Origin of the sequence: Lentzea terrae (assembly GCF_003265345.1) — a bacterium.
Classification (GTDB): domain Bacteria; phylum Actinomycetota; class Actinomycetes; order Mycobacteriales; family Pseudonocardiaceae; genus Lentzea; species Lentzea terrae.
This window is the reverse complement of the sequence record NZ_QFWW01000004.1, coordinates 149,680-168,517: the sequence shown is the minus strand read 5'-3', so window position 1 is coordinate 168,517 and position 18,838 is coordinate 149,680. Positions and strand designations below refer to the sequence as shown.

The window sequence follows — 18,838 nt, the reverse complement described above, 5'->3', positions numbered from 1 at the left end:
TGTAGCTACCGTGGCGCGACAACCAGGTCAATCCGCATCTCACGAAGATCCGGTTCGTCACCCCGGCAGCACCGGACGCCACGGGATGGGTGTCGACAGCACCATTGCGCTGGACGTCTCCCCATGCGCGGCCAATCGGACCAGCAGCCGTTCCAACTCGACGATCGACGTCGTGACGACCTTCACGACCGAGCAGATCTCCCCCGTCAGCCGCACCACCTCGACGACCTCCGGCACGTCGTCGAGCAGCTCCGGGTGGACCGTGATGCACCGCGGGCCGTAGCACTTCATGCGCACCAACGCGACGACTGGGCGGCCGACGACGGTGGGGTCGACCACGGCGCGATAGCCCGTGATGGCGCCCATGTTCTCCAGCCTGCGGACGCGTTGGGCGACCGTCGGCGGTGAGACGTGCACGCGGCGTGCGAGCTCGTTGTACGACAGGCGCGCATCTTCTTGGAGTGCCTCCAAGAGGGCCTTGTCGACGTCGTCCAGCATGAACGCAAAGCTACTCCGCGTCTTGCTTTGCGTTTGAAAGAAGTTCGGGCCGAACGCCTTTCGTCGTCCATTCAGGTGATGCGGCGCAGCTAGGAGGATTGACGGCATGAGCTGCCCCGTGTCCCCCAAGCTGGATTTCGGCGGCACCACGCCGTACGAGGACTACGTGCACGCGTCGGTGCTGCACACCCTTCAACAGCAGTGGTCCAAAGATCCGCGCGAGATGTCGTTCCTGGTCATCACACAGGTGATGGAGCTGTACTTCGGCCTGCTCTGCTTCGAGTGGCGGCAGGCCCAGACCGAGCTCCGCCAGGACGACCTCAGGGCTGCCGTCCGCACGCTGCGGAGGTCCGACCTGCACCTGCAGGCGCTGTCGGCGGCATGGCGGCCGATCGCGCGGATGACGCCCACCGAGTTCAACTCGTTCCGCGACGCGCTCGGCGAGGGCAGCGGCTTCCAGTCGGGCATGTACCGCGAGATGGAGTTCCTGCTCGGCGAGAAGTCCGCGTCGATGCTCGTGCCGCACCGCGCGGTGCCGGCGATGCACGCGCAGCTGGAGGAGTCGCTCGCGAAGCCCTCGCTGTACGACGACGTGCTGGCTGCGTTGAAACGCCGCGGGTTCGCCATCCCGCAGGAGATCCTCGACCGCGACCTGACCAAGGCGTACGAGGCGTCGGCAGAGGTCGAGCAGGTGTGGGCGGAGATCTACCGCGGCGACGACCGCGACCTGCTGGAGCTCGGCGAGGCGCTGACCGACATCGCCGAGGAGTTCGCGCGGTGGCGCTATGACCACCTGCTCGCGACCCGGCGGTCGATGGGAGCGAAGGTGGGCACCGGCGGGTCCGCTGGTGTTGCCTGGCTGGAGAAGCGCACCCAACGAGCGGTGTTCCCCGAGCTGTGGACTGCCAGGAGCTACGTGTGAAGCGCGAGCTGTTCGACATTCCCGAAGGCGTCATCTACCTCGACGGCAACTCGCTCGGCGCACCGCCGAAGCACGTCGCCGAACGCGTGCAGGAGGTCGTGCAACACCAGTGGGGCACGCGGCTGATCAGGTCGTGGTCCGAGGGCTGGTGGGAGGCGCCGCAACGGATCGGCGACCGGATCGGCCGGCTGATCGGAGCAGCAGAAGGCCAGGTCGTCGTCGGTGACTCCACGTCGGTCAACGTCTTCAAGGCGTTGATGGGCGCGGTGAAGGGGACGAGTCGCACCGAGATCGTGTGCGACGAGTCGACGTTCCCGACCGACGGCTACATCGCGCAGTCGGTCGCGGAACTGAGCGGGCTGAAGATCCGGGCCGCGCATCCGTCCTCTTTGGACCTCACCGAGGACACCGCCGTGGTGCTGGTCAACCACGTCGACTACCGGACCGGCGCGCTCAACGACATGAAGGCGCTGACCGAGCAGGCGCACGGTGTTGGGGCACAGGTGGTCTGGGACCTCTGCCACAGCGCGGGCGTGCTGCCGATCGAGCTGGACGCGCTGAACGTCGACTTCGCCGTCGGCTGCACCTACAAGTTCCTCAACGGCGGACCGGGCGCACCGGCGTTCATCTACGTGCCGAAGCACAAGCAGGCCACCTTCGAGAACCCGCTGTCGGGGTGGAACGGCCACCGCGAGCCGTTCGCGATGGAGCCGAGCTACGAACCCGACCCCGGCATCGTGCGGGCGCGCGTCGGCACCCCGGACATCCTGTCGATGCTCGCCCTCGACGCTGCCCTGGACGTGTGGGACGACGTCGACCTGGCCGAGCTGCGGCAACGCGGCCTCGCGCTGACGGCCCTGTTCCGCGAGCACGTCGAGAAGCTCACGAACCTCGAAGTGATCACGCCAGAGGTCCGCGGCAACCAGATCTCGGTGCGCTGCCCGGACGCGAAGAACGTCATGGACGAACTGATCGCACGCGGAGTCATCGGCGACCACCGGCCGCCGGACGTCCTCCGCTTCGGGTTCGCGCCGCTCTACGTGACCGACGAGGACGCGATCAAGGCGGCCGAGGTCCTGGCTGAAATCACCCGGTGAGTGCGGCGTCCGCGATGCTCTTCGCCTCGCGGGCGCCCGCCTCCAACGCCGAGCAGACGAACAGGATCCACTGAGCCAGCCCGTCCAGCTCCCCGGACGCGAACGCCACGGACGCGGCCTCGTACTCGGCGGACCTCCTCAAACAAGCCACCTCCGGCACACCGAGACCCTTGGGGTCGAGGCCGGTGGAGATCGACGTCAGCCGCGCGGCCGCACGTGCCACCACGCCGTTGGCCACGTCGAACGGCGCCAGGCCGAGCAGCTCGCCGTGCACCACCGCGACCAGCACCGGTGCCGGCACGGACGTTCCGCCGGTGACCAACGACCCGAGCAGGTCGAGTCGCTGCGACACGTCCGCGGCCACCCGCGGCCGGCCGACCTCGGACGTCAGGTCCGCAGCGGCCAGCACGTGCAACCGCGCGAGCGCCTGCAACGGCGCGCGCTGCCACGTGCCGACCAGACCGCCCAACGCCTCGGCGACCCGCAAAGACCCTGCCAGGACGGGGTCTGAGACCTCACCCGACGATGGAATCTCGGTCGGCCCGCCCTCCAGCGCCGCCGACGCACGGGCCGCGCGGACGGACGCTTCCGCCGCGGTCGTGGCCCAGCCGCGCAGATTCACCCGATGGCGGTGCACCTGGAAGACGGCGTCCTTGGCCGCGTTGGCGGCGTCAGCCACACCGGGCAAGGAAAGCAGCGGAGCAAGCGGATCGGTCACGGTCGCGCAGAGTACCTGACCAGGTGAAACGCGTGATCCAGCTCACTCGCCGGACCGTTGAGCGCGCAACTTCGCCCGTTCATCGCGCCACACGTGCCTAGACCAGACAAAACGGGTTACACAATGACAGCCGTGTTTCCATCCACCCCAGATTGGTCTGAACCTTTCGGGGGAGGAGCCTGTTGGAAGTGAACTGGCTCGCACTACGGTCAGTACCCGCATCCCCAACCGGTCTGGATTTTCCAGGAGGTCTCGCACCATGACGCAGTCGCCAGGCCAGGGCCAAGCTCTGGACAACCTGCTCACGGAGAGCAGGACGTTCCCGCCCTCCGCGGAGTTCGCGGCGCAGGCGAACGCGCAGCCCGAGCTGTACGAGGAGGCGAAGGCCGACCGCGAGGCGTTCTGGGCGAAGCAGGCGGAACGGCTGCACTGGGACACCAAGTGGACGCAGGTGCTGGACTGGTCGGACGCACCGTTCGCCAAGTGGTTCGTGGGCGGCAAGCTCAACGTCGCCTACAACTGCGTCGACCGGCACGTCGAGTCCGGCCACGGTGACCAGGTCGCGATCCACTGGGAGGGCGAGCCCGGCGACTCCCGCGCCATCACCTACGGCGAGCTGCAGCGCGAGGTCTCCAAGGCCGCCAACGCGTTGAAGTCGCTGGGGATCGGCGCCGAGGACCGCGTCGCGATCTACATGCCGATGGTTCCCGAGGCGATCTTCGCGATGCTCGCCTGCGCCCGGCTCGGCGCGATGCACAGCGTCGTGTTCGGCGGCTTCTCCGCCGAGGCGCTGCGCACCCGCATCGAGGACTCGTCCTGCAAGCTCGTCATCACCACCGACGGCCAGTACCGCCGCGGCACCCCGGCTCCGCTGAAGCCCGCCGTGGACGAGGCCGTCGCCGGCGCGCCGTCCGTGGAGAAGGTGCTCGTCGTCAAGCGCACCGACACCGAGGTCGCGTGGACCGACAAGGACGTGTGGTGGCACGAGCTGGTGGACGCGCAGTCCGACCAGCACACCCCGGAGGCGTTCGACTCCGAGCACCCGCTCTTCATCCTCTACACCTCGGGCACCACGGGTAAGCCGAAGGGCATCCTGCACACGTCCGGCGGCTACCTCACGCAGGCGTCGTACACGCACCACAACGTGTTCGACCTCAAGCCGGACACCGACGTCTACTGGTGCACCGCGGACATCGGCTGGGTCACCGGCCACAGCTACATCGTCTACGGCCCGCTGTCGAACCGCGTGACGCAGGTCGTCTACGAAGGCACGCCGAACACCCCGCACGAGGGCCGCCACTGGGAGATCGTGCAGAAGTACGGCGTCTCGATCTACTACACGGCGCCGACGCTGATCCGCACCTTCATGAAGTGGGGCGCGGAGATCCCGGCCAAGTTCGACCTCAGCTCGCTGCGCGTGCTGGGTTCGGTCGGCGAGCCGATCAACCCCGAGGCCTGGATCTGGTACCGCGAGAACGTCGGCGGTGGCTCGGCCCCGATCGTCGACACGTGGTGGCAGACCGAGACCGGCGCGATCATGATCTCGCCGCTGCCCGGCGTCGTGTCGACCAAGCCCGGTTCGGCGCAGCGCCCGCTGCCCGGCATCGGCGCGAAGGTCGTCAACGACGAGGGCGTCGAGGTTCCGCACGGTGGCGGCGGTTACCTGGTGCTCGACGAGCCGTGGCCGTCGATGCTGCGCGGCATCTGGGGCGACGAGGAGCGCTACCGCGACACCTACTGGTCGCGCTTCGCCGACCAGGGCTTCTACTTCGCCGGCGACGGCGCCAAGTACGACGACGACGGCGACATCTGGCTGCTCGGCCGCGTCGACGACGTGATGAACGTGTCCGGCCACCGCATCTCCACGACCGAGGTCGAGTCCGCGCTGGTCTCGCACCCGACCGTGGCCGAGGCGGCCGTCGTCGGCGCGTCCGACGCGACCACGGGCCAGGGCATCGTGGCGTTCGTGATCCTGCGCGGTGGCGCGGGTTCCGACGCCGGTGGCGCCGAGGCGATCAAGGCGCTGCGCGACCACGTGGCCAAGGAGATCGGCCCGATCGCCAAGCCGCGTCAGATCATGGTCGTGCCGGAGCTGCCGAAGACGCGGTCCGGCAAGATCATGCGCCGCCTGCTGCGCGACGTGGCCGAGAACCGCGCCGTCGGTGACGTGACGACGCTGGCCGACTCGTCGGTCATGGACCTGATCTCCGCGGGTCTGCAGTCGGGCAAGTCCGAAGACTGATCTGCACAAACCGTGACGGGCGCCCTCGGTGGAGGGCGCCCGTTCGCGTTAAGATCCCATCAGGGTGAGCCGGGAAGTCTGGTCGGCACGAGTATTCGTCGTACCTGCTGACCGCCCCGGGAGCCCTGTTGTCGCGCAAGAAGGCCGTTGTCGCCGAGTTCGCCCGTTACCTCCGCACGGAAACCGTCGGTGGCTATGTGCTGCTCGGAGCAACGGCCATTGCGTTGTTGTGGGCCAACTCGCCGTGGGCTCCCGCCTACTTCGGACTACGGGACCTCCACGCTGGACCGCTGTCCGTCGGTGAGTGGGCCACGGACGGGTTGCTGGCGCTCTTCTTCTTCGTCGCCGGGCTCGAGCTCAAGCGCGAGCTCGTCGTCGGGGAGCTGTCGGAGTTCAAGGCCGCGATCCTGCCCGTGGCCGCGGCGATCGGCGGCATGATCGTGCCCGCCCTGATCGCGTTGACGATCGGCTGGGGACAGCCGGGGATCGAGAAGGCGTGGGCGATTCCGGTCGCGACGGACATCGCGTTCGCGCTCGGCGTGCTGGCACTGACCGCGTCCGGGCTGCCGTCGAGCCTGCGGGTCTTCCTGCTGTCGCTGGCCGTGGTCGACGACCTGGGCGCGATCATCGTGATCGCGGTCTTGTTCACGGCGAAGTTCAACCTGCTCGCGGCGGGCGCGGTCGTGCTGCTGCTGGCGCTGTACTGGTTCCTGCAGCACAAGAGGATCACCTCGCCGTTCCTCTACGTGCCGATCGCGTTGGCCACGTGGTGGTTCATGCACGAGTCGGGCATCCACGCGACGATCGCCGGCGTCGCGCTGGCGTTGCTGACGCGGGTGAGGCGCGACCCGTACGAGCAGGAGGCGCCCGCGATCAGGCTCGAACACCGGCTGCAGCCGTGGTCGGCCGGCGTGGCCGTGCCGGTGTTCGCGCTGTTCGCGGCGGGTGTGCCGGTGGGCGCCGAGGCCCTCGGGAAGCTCTTCGCGGACAAGATCGCCATCGGTGTGATCGTCGGGCTCGTCGTGGGCAAGGTGATCGGGATCGTCGGGGCGTCGGCACTCGCGGTGTGGTTCAAGGCCGCGGTCTGGCCGTCGGGTGCGGGGCCGCGGGACATCGTGGCGGTGGCGGTGCTCGGCGGGGTCGGGTTCACGGTCAGCCTGTTGATCGCCGAGCTGTCCCTCGAGGAGCCCGAGACCGCGAAGGCCGCCGTTCTGCTCGCCTCGATGATCGCGTCGCTGCTCGCCGCGGTGTTGCTCATTCGTCGCAGCCGGGCGCATGGCACCATGTCCGGGTGACCACCAGGGAGCACATCGCGTCGATTCCGCTGACCGCAGACGACCCGACGGCCGAGGCGTCGATCGGCGGTCTCGTCCGTGACGCGACCTCGCACATGTCGACTCTGGTCAGAGCAGAGGTCGAGCTCGCCAAGGGCGAGATCGCCGCCGAGATCAAGAAGGGCGTGAAGGGCAGCGTCTTCTTCATCGTCGCGCTGACGGTGTTGTGCTTCAGCCTGTTCTTCTTCTTCATGTTCCTCGGGTACGGGTTCGCCCAGTGGTTCGGCTGGCACACGTGGGGCGGCTTCCTCCTGGTGTTCGTGGTCATGTTCCTGACCGCCGTCCTCTGCGCGCTGCTCGGCTACCGCAAGGTGCGCAAGATCAGGGCGCCGGAGAAGTCGATCGCGGCCGCGAGGGACACGGTCGCGGCCCTGACTCGCAGGGGCGACGACCACTGAGCCGCAAACCCGACCCGTCGGTGGTGCGGGTCGCGGGTCCCTGGACGCACCGCGACGTCTCGGCCAACGGCATCCGCCTGCACGTCGCCGAGCTCGGCGAGGGACCGCTCGTGCTGCTCCTGCACGGCTTCCCCGAGTTCTGGTGGTCGTGGCGGCACCAGCTGACCGCACTGGCCGAGGCCGGTTACCGCGCGGTGGCGGTCGACCTGCGCGGGTACGGCGACTCGGACAAACCACCGCGCGGCTACGACGGCTTCACGCTCGCCGGTGACATCGCCGGGCTGATCAAGGCGCTCGGCGCCCAACGCGCACACCTGGTGGGTCACGCGTGGGGCGGCGCCACGGCCTGGACCGTCGGTGCGATCCACCCGCGCCTGGTCTCGTCGATCTCGGTGCTGGCCGCACCGCACCCGCTGGCGATGCGCCGGGCGTTCCGCAGGCATCCCCGCGTCAACTCGCACGTGCTGCGCTTCCAGCTGCCGATCTACCCCGAACGCTGGCTGACCGGTCAGAACGCGATGCAGGTCGCCCGGCTGCTGTCGGCGTGGTCCGGCCAGAAGTGGCGGTCGGCGCCCGAGTTCGACGAGGTGATCCGCCGCTGCCGACAGGCGATGATGGTGCCGGGCGTCGCGCACAGCGCCATGGAGTACTACCGCTGGGCGGTGCGCTCGCAGATCCGCAGCGACGGCCGCCGGTTCACCGAGGCCGTCGACAAACCGATGCAGGTGCCGGTGCTGCAGATCCACGGCGCGCTGGACCCGATCACCCTGGAGTCGTCCGCCCGCGACTCGCGGCCGTGGCTCGGGCCGGGGTCGGAGTTCCGGTGCCTGCCCGAGGTGGGGCACTTCCCGAACCAGGAGGCGTCGCACACCACGAGCAGGCTGATCACCGAGTTCCTGCAGAAGACGTCCTGAACGCGGCCTGCAAGGTGCCGGCCGGGTCATCCGGCAGGTCCACCGAGCGCCAGGCGACGTAGCCGTCGGGCCGCACCAGCGAAGCGCCCTTTTCGGACAGTCCGAACACGTCCAACTGGTCGACGCGTTCGTACTGGACACCGGCTTGTTGAGCGGCTTCCTCCCACTGCGGGTGGTCCGCGACGAGCACCCAGCTGCGCTGAAACAGGTCCAAAGTGGACTTCCCCGGCTCGATCCAGACGTGCGGAGCCCGCGTGCCCGGCTGGCCGTGCCACTGCTCGGGGAGTTGGGCCGGCGGCAGTTCCGAGCCTGCGCCGAGCACCGCGTGCGACCGGTAGAGCACGCCGTAGTGCATCGCGTTGTTGTCGATCAACGGCGCGTCCTCCGGTTCGCCGTCGCGGTTGTGGCCGTCGTTGCGCGCGAAGATCTGCTGGTGGCACAGGAGCGCGACCGGCCGCCGTTCCGCGTCGTAGGTGTCCAAGAGGGACGGACGTGACTCGCCGGTCAGCACGGCGGCCAGCTTCCACGCGAGGTTGTGCGCGTCCTCGATGCCGACGTTCGCCCCGAACCCGCCGCGGCTCGGCGGCAACGTGTGCGCGGAGTCGCCGGCCAGGAAGATCCGGCCTTTCGAGAACTGGTCCGCGACCGCCGCGCTGATCGTCCAGCGGCCGGTGGTGATGATCTCGACATCGAGGTCGTCGCGGCCGATCGCCCGGTGAATCTGCTGCACCAGCTCGGCCTCGGTGTACTCGCGATCTTCGAGCATCAGGACCCAGCGGCCGTCGCCGTACGTGGTCAGGAAGCCGACGCCGTCGACGATGAACTGACCGATCCCGTCCTTCAGGTACTCCTCCAACGGTGCGCGGAACAGCACGCTGCGCGAGGTGTGCATGTAGCCGCGGCCGCTGCGGGTGATGCCGAGCGCCTCCCGGATCGGGCTGCGATGCCCGTCCGCCGCGATGAGGTAGTCCGCCCGGATCTCGTACGGCTCGCCGTCACCCCGCACGATCGCCGTGACGCCCTCGTCGTCCTGGGAGAACTCCAGCATCCGGGTGCTCATCCGGATGTCCGCGCCGAGCTCACGGGCCTTGTCCCGCAGGATCGGCTCCATCCGGTCCTGGGCCAGCGCCACGCCCGTGCTGGGCGAGTACTCGATCTCCGACACCTCCGCGGGCGGCGACCAGAAGGTCTCCTCGAACCGCTCCCCGACCAGGCTCTCGACCCGGACCCGCCGGACGCCGAAGCCCTTCGCCACCTTGCTCGGCGGCAACTCCGCGGTAAGACCGAGAGCGCGCAGCAACTCGCCGGTCCGCGCCGTGAAGCCGACCGCTCGCGGGTGCGGTGAGCTGCCCGGATGCTTCTCGACCAACGTCACGTCCACCCCGCGCCAGGCCAGGAACAACGCGGCCGACGTGCCCGCCAGCCCTCCCCCGACGATCAACACCGAAGTCTTCATCTCATCTCCTCGATACGCCGTATCGTTCAATACACTGTATCGCCACGAGACGTTGTATTGTCCAGCTCGATGTCGAACGAACTCGTGTGGGACCGCCCAGAGCCGCCCAGCAGGCCGTCACCGACCCCGTTGAGCAGGGATTTGATCGTGAGCGCCGCGATCAGGCTTGCCGACGAGGGTGGGCTCGACGAGGTGTCGTTGCGCAAGGTCGCCGCCGCGCTGAACGCCGGTCCGATGCGCCTCTACGGCTACATCGAGACCAAGGACGAGTTGCTCGACCTCATGGTCGACGACGTCTACGGAGAGATCGCGCTTCCCGAGCCCGGCACCGAGTGGCGTGCCGCCCTCACCCGGATCGCCCACAGCATGCGCACGGCGGCGAAGCGGCACCCGTGGTTCGTCGACCTCCTCGGCGGCCGCCCGCACCGCGGCCCGAACTCGCTGACGTACATCGAGGCGACGCTGGCGACCCTCGACGGCAAGCCCGAGTTCCCGACCATCGACCACGTGCTCGGCGCGGTCAGCGCGGTGATGGCGTTCGTCCACGGCGCGGTCCGCAACGAGATCACCGAGGCCCGCGAGGAGCAGGCCAGCGGTATGACCGAGGAGCAGTGGCAGGCGGCGTCCGGCCCCTACATGCAGCGGATGCTGGCCACTGGGAGGTTTCCGACGCTCGCCAAGGTCATGTACGAGGCAGAGCACACGAGCGCCGGGCCGTTGTTCGACATCGGCCTGAGCTACGTGCTCGACGGTATCGCTACGAGGCACACCCCTGCGTAGAGGCGCGTCTGGTCAGCGTCGGCGCCTTCTGCGCCATCGACTGCACCTGTTGGGCCGTGAGCACGAAGCCCGTCTCCGGATCGTCGACGGCGGCACCGAAGACCACGCCCATCACGCGGCCGCTCGGGTCGACCAGCGGGCCACCGGAGTTGCCGGACCGGACCTCGGCGCGAACCGTGTAGACATCGCGCGTCACCGTCTGGGCGTCGTAGATGTCCGGCCCGCGCAGCAGCTCGATCCGCTCGCGGACACGGGCAGGGGAAGCCTTGTACGGGCCGTCCAGCGGGTAGCCGAGCACGATGCCGTCCTCGCCCGGCTGCACCGCGTCGGTGCGGAACTGCAACGGCGTGGCCTCCAGGTCCGGCACGGCGAGCACGGCGATGTCGATGCGCGGGTCGTAGGCGACGACGGTCGCGTCGAACTGGCCGCGACCGACCTCGACCGTCACCTCGTTGGTGCCGGCGACGACGTGCGCGTTGGTCATGACGCGTTCCGGCGCGATCACGAACCCGGTGCCTTCCAGGGCGCGCGAGCACGACGGCGCACGGCCGCGGATCTTCAGCACGGAGGACTTCAGCCGCTGCTGCACCGGGGAGTTCGCGAGGTTGCCGTCCGGCGGCTCGACCGCCTTGAGCGGCGTGCGGTTGAACGGGTCCATCGCCGCCGGGAAGCCCGAGACGTCGAAGAGCTTCTGCAGGTCGTTCGACAGCACCCTGGCGGCCTGCGGCATGGTGTCGTTGACCTTGCCGAGGATCACCGATTGATTCAGCGACTTGGACAGATCCGGCAGGCCGACGACCGAGGTCAGTGGGAGCGCGATCATCCACGCCACGATGAAGACGACCAGGCCCTGCACGATCGCACCCAGCGCGTTGTCCGCGCCCTTCAACGGCGACGCGTTGACCCGCGCCTTGATCGTCCGGCCGATGTAGACGCCGATCGTCTCGCCCAGCGCCACGAGCAGCACGACGATGCCGACCGCGAACACGACCTTGGTCACGACGTTCTCGAACTGGGACACCAGCAGCGGCGCGATCTGTGTGCCGAGGATCAGGCCGACGAGCACACCGACGAACGCGGGCAGCGCGACGACCATGCCTTGCCTGGCCCCGGACACCGCGGCTATCGCGGCAAGGCCCAGCACCAGCAGGTCAACCCAGTTCAACCCAGAACCTCCGCCTCACTGTGTAGCGCGCAACGCTAGTTCAAGGTCACGCACATCGGTCGCATCCCACGGCTGTTCCCAGCCGCCGAGTGCGATCAGGCCGTTGATCAACCCCGCGGTGAAGCCCCACACCAGCATGCCCGGCGCGGAGAAGGCCGCTCCGACGTAACCCGCAGGGTGGCGCACCCGGAACCGGTTCGCAGGATCGGCGAGGTGCGCGACCGGCACCCGTGCGACGGCGGCGGTCTCCGCCGGGTCGACAGGTGCGACGGGGCTCGGCTGTTCCCAGTAGGCGAGCACGGGTGTGACCACGAACCCCGACACCGGCACGTACAGCTCCGGCAACAGGGCGAGCGGTCTCACTCCTGACGCAAGTACACCGGTCTCCTCGTAAGCCTCGCGTAATGCGGTGGCGACGGGTCCGTCGTCGGTCGGGTCGGACGCCCCGCCGGGGAACGCGACCTGGCCGGGATGCGAGCCCAGGGTGTCCGCGCGACGCAGCAACAACACGTCCGGCCCGTGGACCTCGTCCTCGCCGAACAACATCAGCACGGCCGCCTCGCGGTAGGCGCGCGTCGGCGCCCGCGGGTCCCGCATGAACGATCGAGCGTCGATCGTCTCGGTGGCCTTGGCCAGGCGCTGCATCCAGTCGGGTGGCTCTGTTGCCTCCGTCATCGAACCGCCTTCTCCACCTGCTCCGGCGCCGTGAAGACCGGCGGATCCGTGATCCGCCGGACCAAACCGTCCGCTGCCACGTAGTACGTAGCGGGCAGCGTTATCGGCGCCTTGACGCGCTTGCGCAGCTCGTCCGAGCTGTCGTAGACCGAGGGCAGCCGCACGCCGAGCCGCGCGAGCAGCTCCAGGCCGTCGGCTTCCCTGCTGTCCACAAGAACTGGGACGACCGGGACCGCACCTGGTTGCTTCGCATACGTTTCGAGCACGGGCAGCTCCTCCTGGCACGGCTGGCACCAGGTCGCCCAGAAGTTGATCAGGAGCGGCCCCTTCAGCGCGAGGGCCGTCCGGGTGCCGTCGCCGAGGCAGGTCACGTCCACGCCGCCTTCGCCCCCTGGGACGCACGGCCGCAGCTGTGCCTGCTGACGCAACGCGACGACGTCCTGGGACGGGCGGGTCGAGGTGGGCGGCGGTTCCGGTGACCTGTCACGGGGCCACAGCGCCACGACGCCCGCCACACCCACGACGAGCACGAGGACGAGCCAGCGCTTGCGGTTGTTCACCCCACCAGCTTCTCACCGGACCGGACCCGGTCGGCGAGCTCGAGCAGGTGCGGCTTCTCGTCACCCTTCACGAGCTTCGCGGCCTTGACCGGGTCCTCGGGGCCGAGGCCGTACGAGGGGCAGTCCTTCATCAGCAGACATGCACCGCACGCAGGGGTTTTGGCGTGGCAGACGCGGCGACCGTGGAAGATGATCCAGTGCGAGGCCATCGTCCAGTCGCGCTTCTCGATGAGCTCGCCGACCGCGTGCTCGACCTTGACCGCGTCCTCGAGGTCGGTCCAGCCCCAGCGGCGGACGAGCCGGCCGAAGTGGGTGTCGACTGTGATGCCGGGCACATCGAACGCGTTGCCCAGAACCACGTTGGCGGTCTTGCGTCCTACACCTGGGAGCTTGACCAGCTCCTCCAGAGTGCCGGGAACCACACCGTCGTACTGCTCCACCAGAGCAGCACCGAGACCGAGCAGAGACGTTGCCTTGTTCCGGTAGAAACCGGTCGGGCGGATCATCTCTTCGAGTTCGACCCGGTCGGCGCCGGCGTAGTCGGCGGCCGTCGGGTACTTCGCGAAGAGCGCGGGAGTGACCTCGTTGACCTTCTTGTCGGTGCACTGCGCGGACAGCACGACCGCCACGATCAGTTCGAGTGGCGTCGTGAAGTCCAGCTCGCAGTGCGCGTCGGGATACCCCTCGGCAAGCACGCGCACCATCCGGCGGGCCCTGCGGGTCAAGCCGAGTTTGGTTTCCGGTTTCTTGGTTGCGGGCACTGATTCAGCGTAGTCAACACGCCGACACGACCCCCTAGACGCGTACTCGAATCCCACATGCGCCACACTGCGGAGCATCATGACTGCCTGGTTTGTGATCGTCGTCCCGATCGTGATCATGTTCTTCGCGCTCTTCATGGAGCGCGTCGAAGCGAAGCTCCGGCACGTCGCCGTGCAGGAGAACGAGGTCGAGGAGTTCCTGGAGTCCGCCAGGCCCGATGAGGTCAAGGCGCTCTACGGACACGGCATCGGTCGCGCCCTGGAACTGTTCCGCCTGCGTCGGCGTGGCCGCGGCTCGGTGCGCAAGCGCGTCCGCTGACGGCGGTGTCCTGACAGCCACCCGAATGGCGTAAACTGGTTCGTCGGGCTCTGGATCGAGTCAGTCGGGTTGTTCCTAGTAAGACGGCGAGCCGAGCGGCGATCCACAACGCAGCCCTTAGACTGCAACGCAGTGATCGGCGGCACGGCGCTGACTCCACCAAAGATGGTGGTAGGCGTGCCGTCGCGTCGATTAGGAGGGACGAGGTGGACGAGACCCTGGCGCGAGCGGGCATCTTCCAGGGAGTTGACCCGGCAGCCGCAGAGGCGCTGGCGCAGACTCTGGAGACGGTGGAGTTCCCGCGTGGCCACGTGATCTTCGCGGAGGGTGAGCCGGGCGATCGCCTGTACATCATCCAGTCCGGCAAGGTGAAGATCGGCCGCAAGTCGCCGGACGGCCGCGAGAACCTGTTGGGGATCTTCGGACCCTCCGACATGTTCGGCGAACTGTCCATTTTCGATCCCGGCCCCCGCACGTCGACCGCGACGACGGTGACCGAGGTGCGCGCGGTGTCCATGGACCGCCCCGCGCTCCGGCAGTGGATCACCAACCGGCCGGAGATCGCCGAGCAGCTGCTGCGGGCCCTGGCTCGCAGGCTGCGCCGGACGAACTCGATGCTGGCCGACCTGATCTTCACGGACGTGCCCGGCCGCGTGGCCAAGGCGTTGCTGCAGCTCGCACAGCGCTTCGGTTCGCAGGAGGCCGGCCTGCTCCGCGTCACGCACGATCTGACGCAGGAGGAGATCGCGCAGTTCGTCGGCGCGTCCCGCGAGACCGTGAACAAGGCGCTCGCCGACTTCGCGCACCGCGGTTGGCTGCGGCTCGAAGGCAAGAGCGTGCTGATCCTGGACCCCGAGCGGTTGGCTCGCCGGGCCCGTTAAGGCTGGTTACACACAAAGGACCGGGCGCCACCCCCGACGTGGCGCACCGGTCCTTTGTGTTGCACGGCCCATCCCCCGACGAACCGTGCCTTCCATCCCTCTGGCGCGCAGGCCCCGACCCTCAAGCCAGAGGTTGGTCTCGGTGGATGAGTCAACTTTCGCACGTCTCCACCCCGACCACTCAAGCCCTTTCACCCTCAAGGACCTCCTGAGTGGCCGATTCGTTGCATGTTTCACCCGGTCATCCCATTCCTGTGACCCAATCGCAACCATGGTGACCCCGCGCACCCGATCTGGTACATCCGTACCAAGTTTGGCATACTGGTACGCATGTCCCACTCCGCCCGTCTCTCCGACTACCGTGCCGCCCTGACGACCCCTGGCATGCGCGGCCCCGTGGTCGCGTCTCTGCTCGCCCGCCTCCCGATCGCGATGGTCGGGCTCTCGCTGCTGCTCTACGTCGAGCGCGCGACGGGTTCGTTCGCGGTCGCCGGCATGGTCTCGGCGGCGGCGCTGGTGGGCGTTGCTCTCGGCTCCGTCGTCCAGGGCCGGCTGATGGACCGCTTCGGCCCCACCCGGCCGTTGATGTTCGTGACCGGGCTGTTCGCTCTGTTCGTCACCACCTCGGTGCTCGCCGTCGAGGCTGGTGCTTCGGTGTTCGTGCTGGTCCCGCTGGCCCTCGGTGTCGGAGCTTCGGAACCGATGGTGGGCTCGGCCTCTCGTGCGCTGTGGGAGCGGATGGTGCCCGCCGGCGCGACGCGGATGGCGGCCTACGCCTACGAGTCGATCAGCATGGAGGTCTTCTTCATTCTCGGGCCGGGTCTCGCCGGTCTGCTGCTGGCGGCGCCGTGGGCGGGCACCGGTGTGGTCGCCGGGGCCGTGATGATGGTCTTCGGTGCGCTGTGGTTCGCGTTCAACCCCGTCGTGCGCGCCTGGGGTCCCGTCGTTCAGGCCCCGCGCCCACTGCTCGGTGCGTTCGCCTACCCCGGCATGCGGACCGTCGCACTGGCGGCGCTGGGCTTCGGCGTGACGATCGGTTTCGTCGAGGTGGCCGTGCCGGCGTTCGCGAAGGCCGCGGGCCACGCCTCGATGGGCGGCCTGATGCTGTCGCTGTGGTCGATCAGCTCGGTGGTCTTCGGCGTGCTCTACGGCATGCGCCCGTGGCCGCGCCCGATGCACCTGCGGCTGCCGGTGCTGCTGGCCGGGTTCGGACTGCTGTCGCTGCTGCTGGCTATTCCGTTGACGCTCGTGGGCCTCGGCATCGCGCTGTTCGTGGTCGGCACGCTGATCACGCCGCAGTCGACCGCGCACTCCGCCGCGATCGAGCAGGTCACGCCCAACGGCATGGCCGCGGAGGCGTTCGGCTGGGTGATCACCTCGGTGACCGTCGGCCTCGCCATCGGCCAGGGCCTGTCCGGTCAGCTGATCGAGCACTTCGGCACGCGGCCGGCGTTCATCGCCTCCGGCGTGGCCGGGCTGCTGATCGCCGCGGCGGTGTGGCTGCTGCGCGGCACGGTCCGCCGGGGCGTGCCTCGCTCCGAGGAGCCGCTGCCGTCGCGCGCCGAGATGGACCTCGCCGCTCGCTGACCGCGGAACACGGGGGCCCTGCGTTTCCGTCAGGGGAACGCGGGGGCCCTGCGTTTCCTAAGCAACCGAGCGCACGGGCACCACGAGGTACGTCAGCTCTACGCCGTCTTCGCCCGGGGTCGAGGTGAGCACGGTGGACCGCAGGCCGTCCTGGATCTTCAACTCGATCCGGCGGCCTGCGAACGCCTTCAGCGCGTCCGCGAGGTAGCGGGCCTGGAACGTCTTGGTCAGCCGGTCGCCCTCCACGGTGGCCTTGACGAACTCCTCGGACTCGCCCTGCTGCGGGTCGCTGCCCTTGACCCTGATCTCGCTGTCCTCGACCTGGAGGGTGACCGCCTGGTGCGGGCCTCCGTAGGGCGTGGCTCGGCGAACGGCGCGGGCGAGGGCGTCCGCGTCCACGAGGACCGTGCTGTCGATGACTGCCTCCAGGAGTCGGCGCGCCCGGTCGTCCGGAAACGGAGCGGCCAGCAGTGCGGTGGAGATCTCGTTGTTGTCCCAGGCGAGGCCGATGCGGTCCTCGTTGGCGTGCAGCGCGACCCTGCCCTGGGCCTGCCGGGCCGCCTCGATGATCGGCTTCGCTGGGACCAACAGGTCCAGGTGGCCTGCTTGTTCCCACGGCAGCGTCGCGTAGGCCATGCGGTAGCGGTCGGTCGCCATGACGTGCAGCCGGTGCTCGTCCGACTGGATCCGGACGCCGGTGAAGATCGGCAACGCGTCCTCTTTGCTCGCGGCTGTCGCGACCGCGGCGAGGATCTTCAGGTGGTCGGCCTCGACGTAGCCCTGTCGCGGTGGCAGGTCCGGGATGCCGGGATGGTCGTGCAGGTCGAGGAGCGGGAGCGCGAACCTCGAGTTCGGCGTGCGGATCGCCAGCCGTTGACCTTCGACCTTGAGCCGCACCTGCTGCTCGTCCAGCGCCTGGAGGGTCGCCGCCAGCGGCTTCGCGGGCACGAGCACCTCGCCTTCGGTGTGGACGGTGGCGTGCACGGTCAGCCGCACGCCGTGCTCGCGGTCGCTGCCTGCGATCTCCACGCCCTGGCTGGCCTTGATGCGGAGTCCAGCCAGCACGGGGTCGAGCACGCGAGCGGGCAACAGCCGCGCCACCTCGGCGGCGGCACCGGCCAGCTCGGCAGTCGTGACGGTGAGATCCATGCCTGGGACGCTAGCGAGCGGGTCTGACAATTTCGGACGTGGGAACGGAGCGCAAGCATGTCGTCTCAGTCGGTGACGGACGGATGCCTGGTCTGCGCCAAGCACCGAGGGTTCGGGCCGCTGGTCGGACCAGTGGTGTGGTCGTCTGATCTGCTTGTCGTCTCGCACCGGCCCGTGGGGATGCTCGGGCATCTGTTCGTGGAGACGCGGCGGCATGTCGCGACTTTGGACTTGCTCACGGTCGCGGAGGCAGAGGCGGTGGCTCGCGCGGTACGGCTGGCGGCGGCAGGGCTGCGGGCCGAGCTGGATCCCGAGTTCGTGTTCTCGGCCGTTGTGGGGCGTGCGGTGGCGGCGCACTTCCACCAGCACGTGTTCGTGCGGCATCGCGGGACGCCGGAAGCGTTGGCGTGGCACGAGGATTGGCCGGATGCGCCGACCGGTGACGCCGACGCACTCAGCACAATCCTTCGCGGGTACTTCTAGCGCGCGGCCTTGCGCCTCGCGAGATCGATGATCCGTTGCAGGTGCAGGCCGCGGCGCACGTCGCACTCGTGGGTCGTGGTGCCGCTGTGCACCATGGCCACGAAGTCGTCGAGCAGGTTGGTGAAGCAGTCCAAAGCAGGGGTGTCACGGTTGGACAGCGTTCGGTGGCCGTTGGTTCCAAAGATCGTGAAATCGGCGAACGGCGGCTGCATCGGCAGCGACAGGCACAGCGACACCGTGCTCGTGGCGCCGCCCTCGTGCTGCAGGATCAGCTGCCACAGGCCGGTCGACGAGACGTTCGCGGCGATCACGTCGGTGATCTCGCCCAGGGCCGCGTCCAGCAGGTCGAACGCGTGCGGGCCGACGTCGTCCAGGGCGCCCTTCTCGTGGCGCCACGGGGAGTTCGAGAACGGACCGTCCAGCAGTGCGCCCGCCAGCCAGCGGCTGTCGGCTCCGGTCCAGCCGCCGGTGCGGTGCAGCTGGGCCAGCATTTCCTTGGTCTCCGGGGCGTAGCGGCGGGTCAGCACGACCAGCGAGGCGACGCCGGCGTCGGACACCGCCTCAGCCAACCTCGAAGCCTCCTCCACCGACGACGCGATCGGCTTCTCCAGGACCAGGTGCTTGCCCGCACGCGCGGCTTCGAGAGCCATGGGGCCCTGGACGTCCGGCGGCACGCAGAACGCGACTGCGTCCACAGTGGACAAAAGGGAGGCGTAGTCCGCGAACGGTTCGGCGCCGTGAGCAGCGGCCAGGGAGGCTGCTGCTTCCGGGCGGCGCGCCCACACGCCGGTCAGCGTCGTGCCGGGGTGGTTCGCGATGCCGGGAGCGTGGATCATCTGAGCCCACGGGCCCGCACCGACAAGTCCTACGCGCAGTTGTTCGTCCACTCGCACATCCTG

Annotated in this window: 20 protein-coding genes; 11 read left to right on the top strand and 9 right to left on the bottom strand. The window is 68.9% G+C overall.

From position 1 onward, the window contains the following. Positions 1-57: 57 nt before the first annotated feature. Positions 58-498, bottom strand: a complete 441-nt coding sequence (locus DI276_RS07640; RefSeq protein WP_198680504.1) for an Lrp/AsnC family transcriptional regulator — start codon at positions 496-498, stop codon at positions 58-60. 106 nt (positions 499-604) lie between these two features. On the opposite strand from DI276_RS07640, the gene DI276_RS07635 reads away from it, so the two are divergent. After that, positions 605-1,420, top strand: coding sequence for a tryptophan 2,3-dioxygenase (locus DI276_RS07635; protein ID WP_112262568.1), 816 nt, complete (start codon positions 605-607; stop codon positions 1,418-1,420). Further along, positions 1,417-2,517, top strand: coding sequence for a kynureninase (gene kynU, locus DI276_RS07630; protein ID WP_232836508.1), 1,101 nt, complete (start codon positions 1,417-1,419; stop codon positions 2,515-2,517). Before DI276_RS07635 ends, kynU begins: the two co-directional genes overlap by 4 nt. On the opposite strand, the gene DI276_RS07625 is transcribed toward kynU, so the two are convergent. Next, positions 2,507-3,235 carry a Fic family protein gene (locus tag DI276_RS07625; RefSeq protein ID WP_112262566.1) on the bottom strand — a complete coding sequence of 243 codons (729 nt, stop codon included), beginning with the start codon at positions 3,233-3,235 and terminating at the stop codon, positions 2,507-2,509. The genes kynU and DI276_RS07625 overlap by 11 nt on opposite strands. Before the next feature lie 259 nt (positions 3,236-3,494). Here DI276_RS07625 and acs point away from each other — a divergent pair, with 259 nt between their 5' ends. The 4 genes from acs to DI276_RS07605 all read left to right on the top strand — a co-directional run bounded on the left by acs (position 3,495) and on the right by DI276_RS07605 (position 8,123). Then, positions 3,495-5,477: an acetate--CoA ligase gene (gene acs, locus DI276_RS07620; RefSeq protein WP_112262565.1), complete on the top strand. Its 1,983-nt coding sequence runs from the start codon at positions 3,495-3,497 to the stop codon at positions 5,475-5,477. Positions 5,478-5,605: 128 nt separating this feature from the next. Continuing rightward, on the top strand, positions 5,606-6,772 hold the full coding sequence (gene nhaA, locus DI276_RS07615; RefSeq protein WP_112262564.1) for a Na+/H+ antiporter NhaA: 1,167 nt from the start codon (positions 5,606-5,608) through the stop codon (positions 6,770-6,772). Continuing rightward, complete coding sequence (locus DI276_RS07610; RefSeq protein ID WP_232836507.1) at positions 6,769-7,209, top strand: phage holin family protein; 441 nt, start codon at positions 6,769-6,771, stop codon at positions 7,207-7,209. The genes nhaA and DI276_RS07610 overlap by 4 nt, the downstream gene beginning before the upstream one ends. Then, positions 7,206-8,123 carry an alpha/beta fold hydrolase gene (locus DI276_RS07605; RefSeq protein WP_112262752.1) on the top strand — a complete coding sequence of 306 codons (918 nt, stop codon included), beginning with the start codon at positions 7,206-7,208 and terminating at the stop codon, positions 8,121-8,123. The genes DI276_RS07610 and DI276_RS07605 overlap by 4 nt, the downstream gene beginning before the upstream one ends. Here the strand turns inward: DI276_RS07605 and DI276_RS07600 are convergent. Continuing rightward, the gene (locus DI276_RS07600; RefSeq protein ID WP_112262563.1) at positions 8,095-9,579 is read right to left on the bottom strand and encodes an FAD-dependent oxidoreductase; all 1,485 of its coding nucleotides are present in this window, start codon (positions 9,577-9,579) and stop codon (positions 8,095-8,097) included. The two genes, DI276_RS07605 and DI276_RS07600, sit on opposite strands and share 29 nt — an antisense overlap. 69 nt (positions 9,580-9,648) lie before the next feature. Here DI276_RS07600 and DI276_RS07595 point away from each other — a divergent pair, with 69 nt between their 5' ends. Next, a complete protein-coding gene (locus DI276_RS07595) occupies positions 9,649-10,359 on the top strand; it encodes a TetR/AcrR family transcriptional regulator (protein WP_112262562.1) in 711 nt (236 codons plus the stop codon). Here DI276_RS07595 and DI276_RS07590 read toward each other — a convergent pair. From DI276_RS07590 to nth, 4 genes are read right to left on the bottom strand one after another with little or no spacing between them, the layout of a single operon-like run. Next, entirely contained in the window at positions 10,337-11,524 is a 1,188-nt protein-coding gene (locus tag DI276_RS07590; protein ID WP_112262561.1) for a MarP family serine protease, read from the bottom strand. The genes DI276_RS07595 and DI276_RS07590 overlap by 23 nt on opposite strands. Positions 11,525-11,539: 15 nt before the next feature. Further along, a complete protein-coding gene (locus DI276_RS07585) occupies positions 11,540-12,199 on the bottom strand; it encodes an NUDIX hydrolase (protein WP_112262560.1) in 660 nt (219 codons plus the stop codon). Next, positions 12,196-12,759, bottom strand: a complete 564-nt coding sequence (locus DI276_RS07580) for a TlpA family protein disulfide reductase (protein ID WP_112262559.1) — start codon at positions 12,757-12,759, stop codon at positions 12,196-12,198. Before DI276_RS07580 ends, DI276_RS07585 begins: the two co-directional genes overlap by 4 nt. Further along, on the bottom strand, positions 12,756-13,463 hold the full coding sequence (nth, locus tag DI276_RS07575) for an endonuclease III (RefSeq protein WP_232836532.1): 708 nt from the start codon (positions 13,461-13,463) through the stop codon (positions 12,756-12,758). The genes DI276_RS07580 and nth overlap by 4 nt, the downstream gene beginning before the upstream one ends. A 136-nt stretch (positions 13,464-13,599) precedes the next feature. Between nth and DI276_RS07570 the strand changes: the two genes are divergently transcribed. The 3 genes from DI276_RS07570 (at position 13,600) to DI276_RS07560 (ending at position 16,307) form a co-directional block, all read left to right on the top strand. Continuing rightward, positions 13,600-13,839: a hypothetical protein gene (locus DI276_RS07570; protein WP_109630982.1), complete on the top strand. Its 240-nt coding sequence runs from the start codon at positions 13,600-13,602 to the stop codon at positions 13,837-13,839. Positions 13,840-14,045: 206 nt separating this feature from the next. After that, positions 14,046-14,720 carry a Crp/Fnr family transcriptional regulator gene (locus DI276_RS07565; RefSeq protein ID WP_030469453.1) on the top strand — a complete coding sequence of 225 codons (675 nt, stop codon included), beginning with the start codon at positions 14,046-14,048 and terminating at the stop codon, positions 14,718-14,720. A 330-nt stretch (positions 14,721-15,050) separates the two neighbouring features. After that, positions 15,051-16,307, top strand: a complete 1,257-nt coding sequence (locus tag DI276_RS07560; RefSeq protein WP_112262557.1) for an MFS transporter — start codon at positions 15,051-15,053, stop codon at positions 16,305-16,307. Between the two features lie 57 nt (positions 16,308-16,364). Here the strand turns inward: DI276_RS07560 and dnaN are convergent, their stop codons facing one another. Continuing rightward, on the bottom strand, positions 16,365-17,456 hold the full coding sequence (gene dnaN, locus DI276_RS07555; RefSeq protein ID WP_112262556.1) for a DNA polymerase III subunit beta: 1,092 nt from the start codon (positions 17,454-17,456) through the stop codon (positions 16,365-16,367). Positions 17,457-17,513: 57 nt separating this feature from the next. Here dnaN and DI276_RS07550 point away from each other — a divergent pair, with 57 nt between their 5' ends. Then, the gene (locus DI276_RS07550) at positions 17,514-17,939 is read left to right on the top strand and encodes a histidine triad (HIT) protein (protein ID WP_112262555.1); all 426 of its coding nucleotides are present in this window, start codon (positions 17,514-17,516) and stop codon (positions 17,937-17,939) included. Here the strand turns inward: DI276_RS07550 and DI276_RS07545 are convergent. Then, a complete protein-coding gene (locus DI276_RS07545) occupies positions 17,936-18,826 on the bottom strand; it encodes a Gfo/Idh/MocA family protein (protein WP_112262554.1) in 891 nt (296 codons plus the stop codon). The genes DI276_RS07550 and DI276_RS07545 overlap by 4 nt on opposite strands. Between the last annotated feature and the right edge of the window lie 12 nt (positions 18,827-18,838).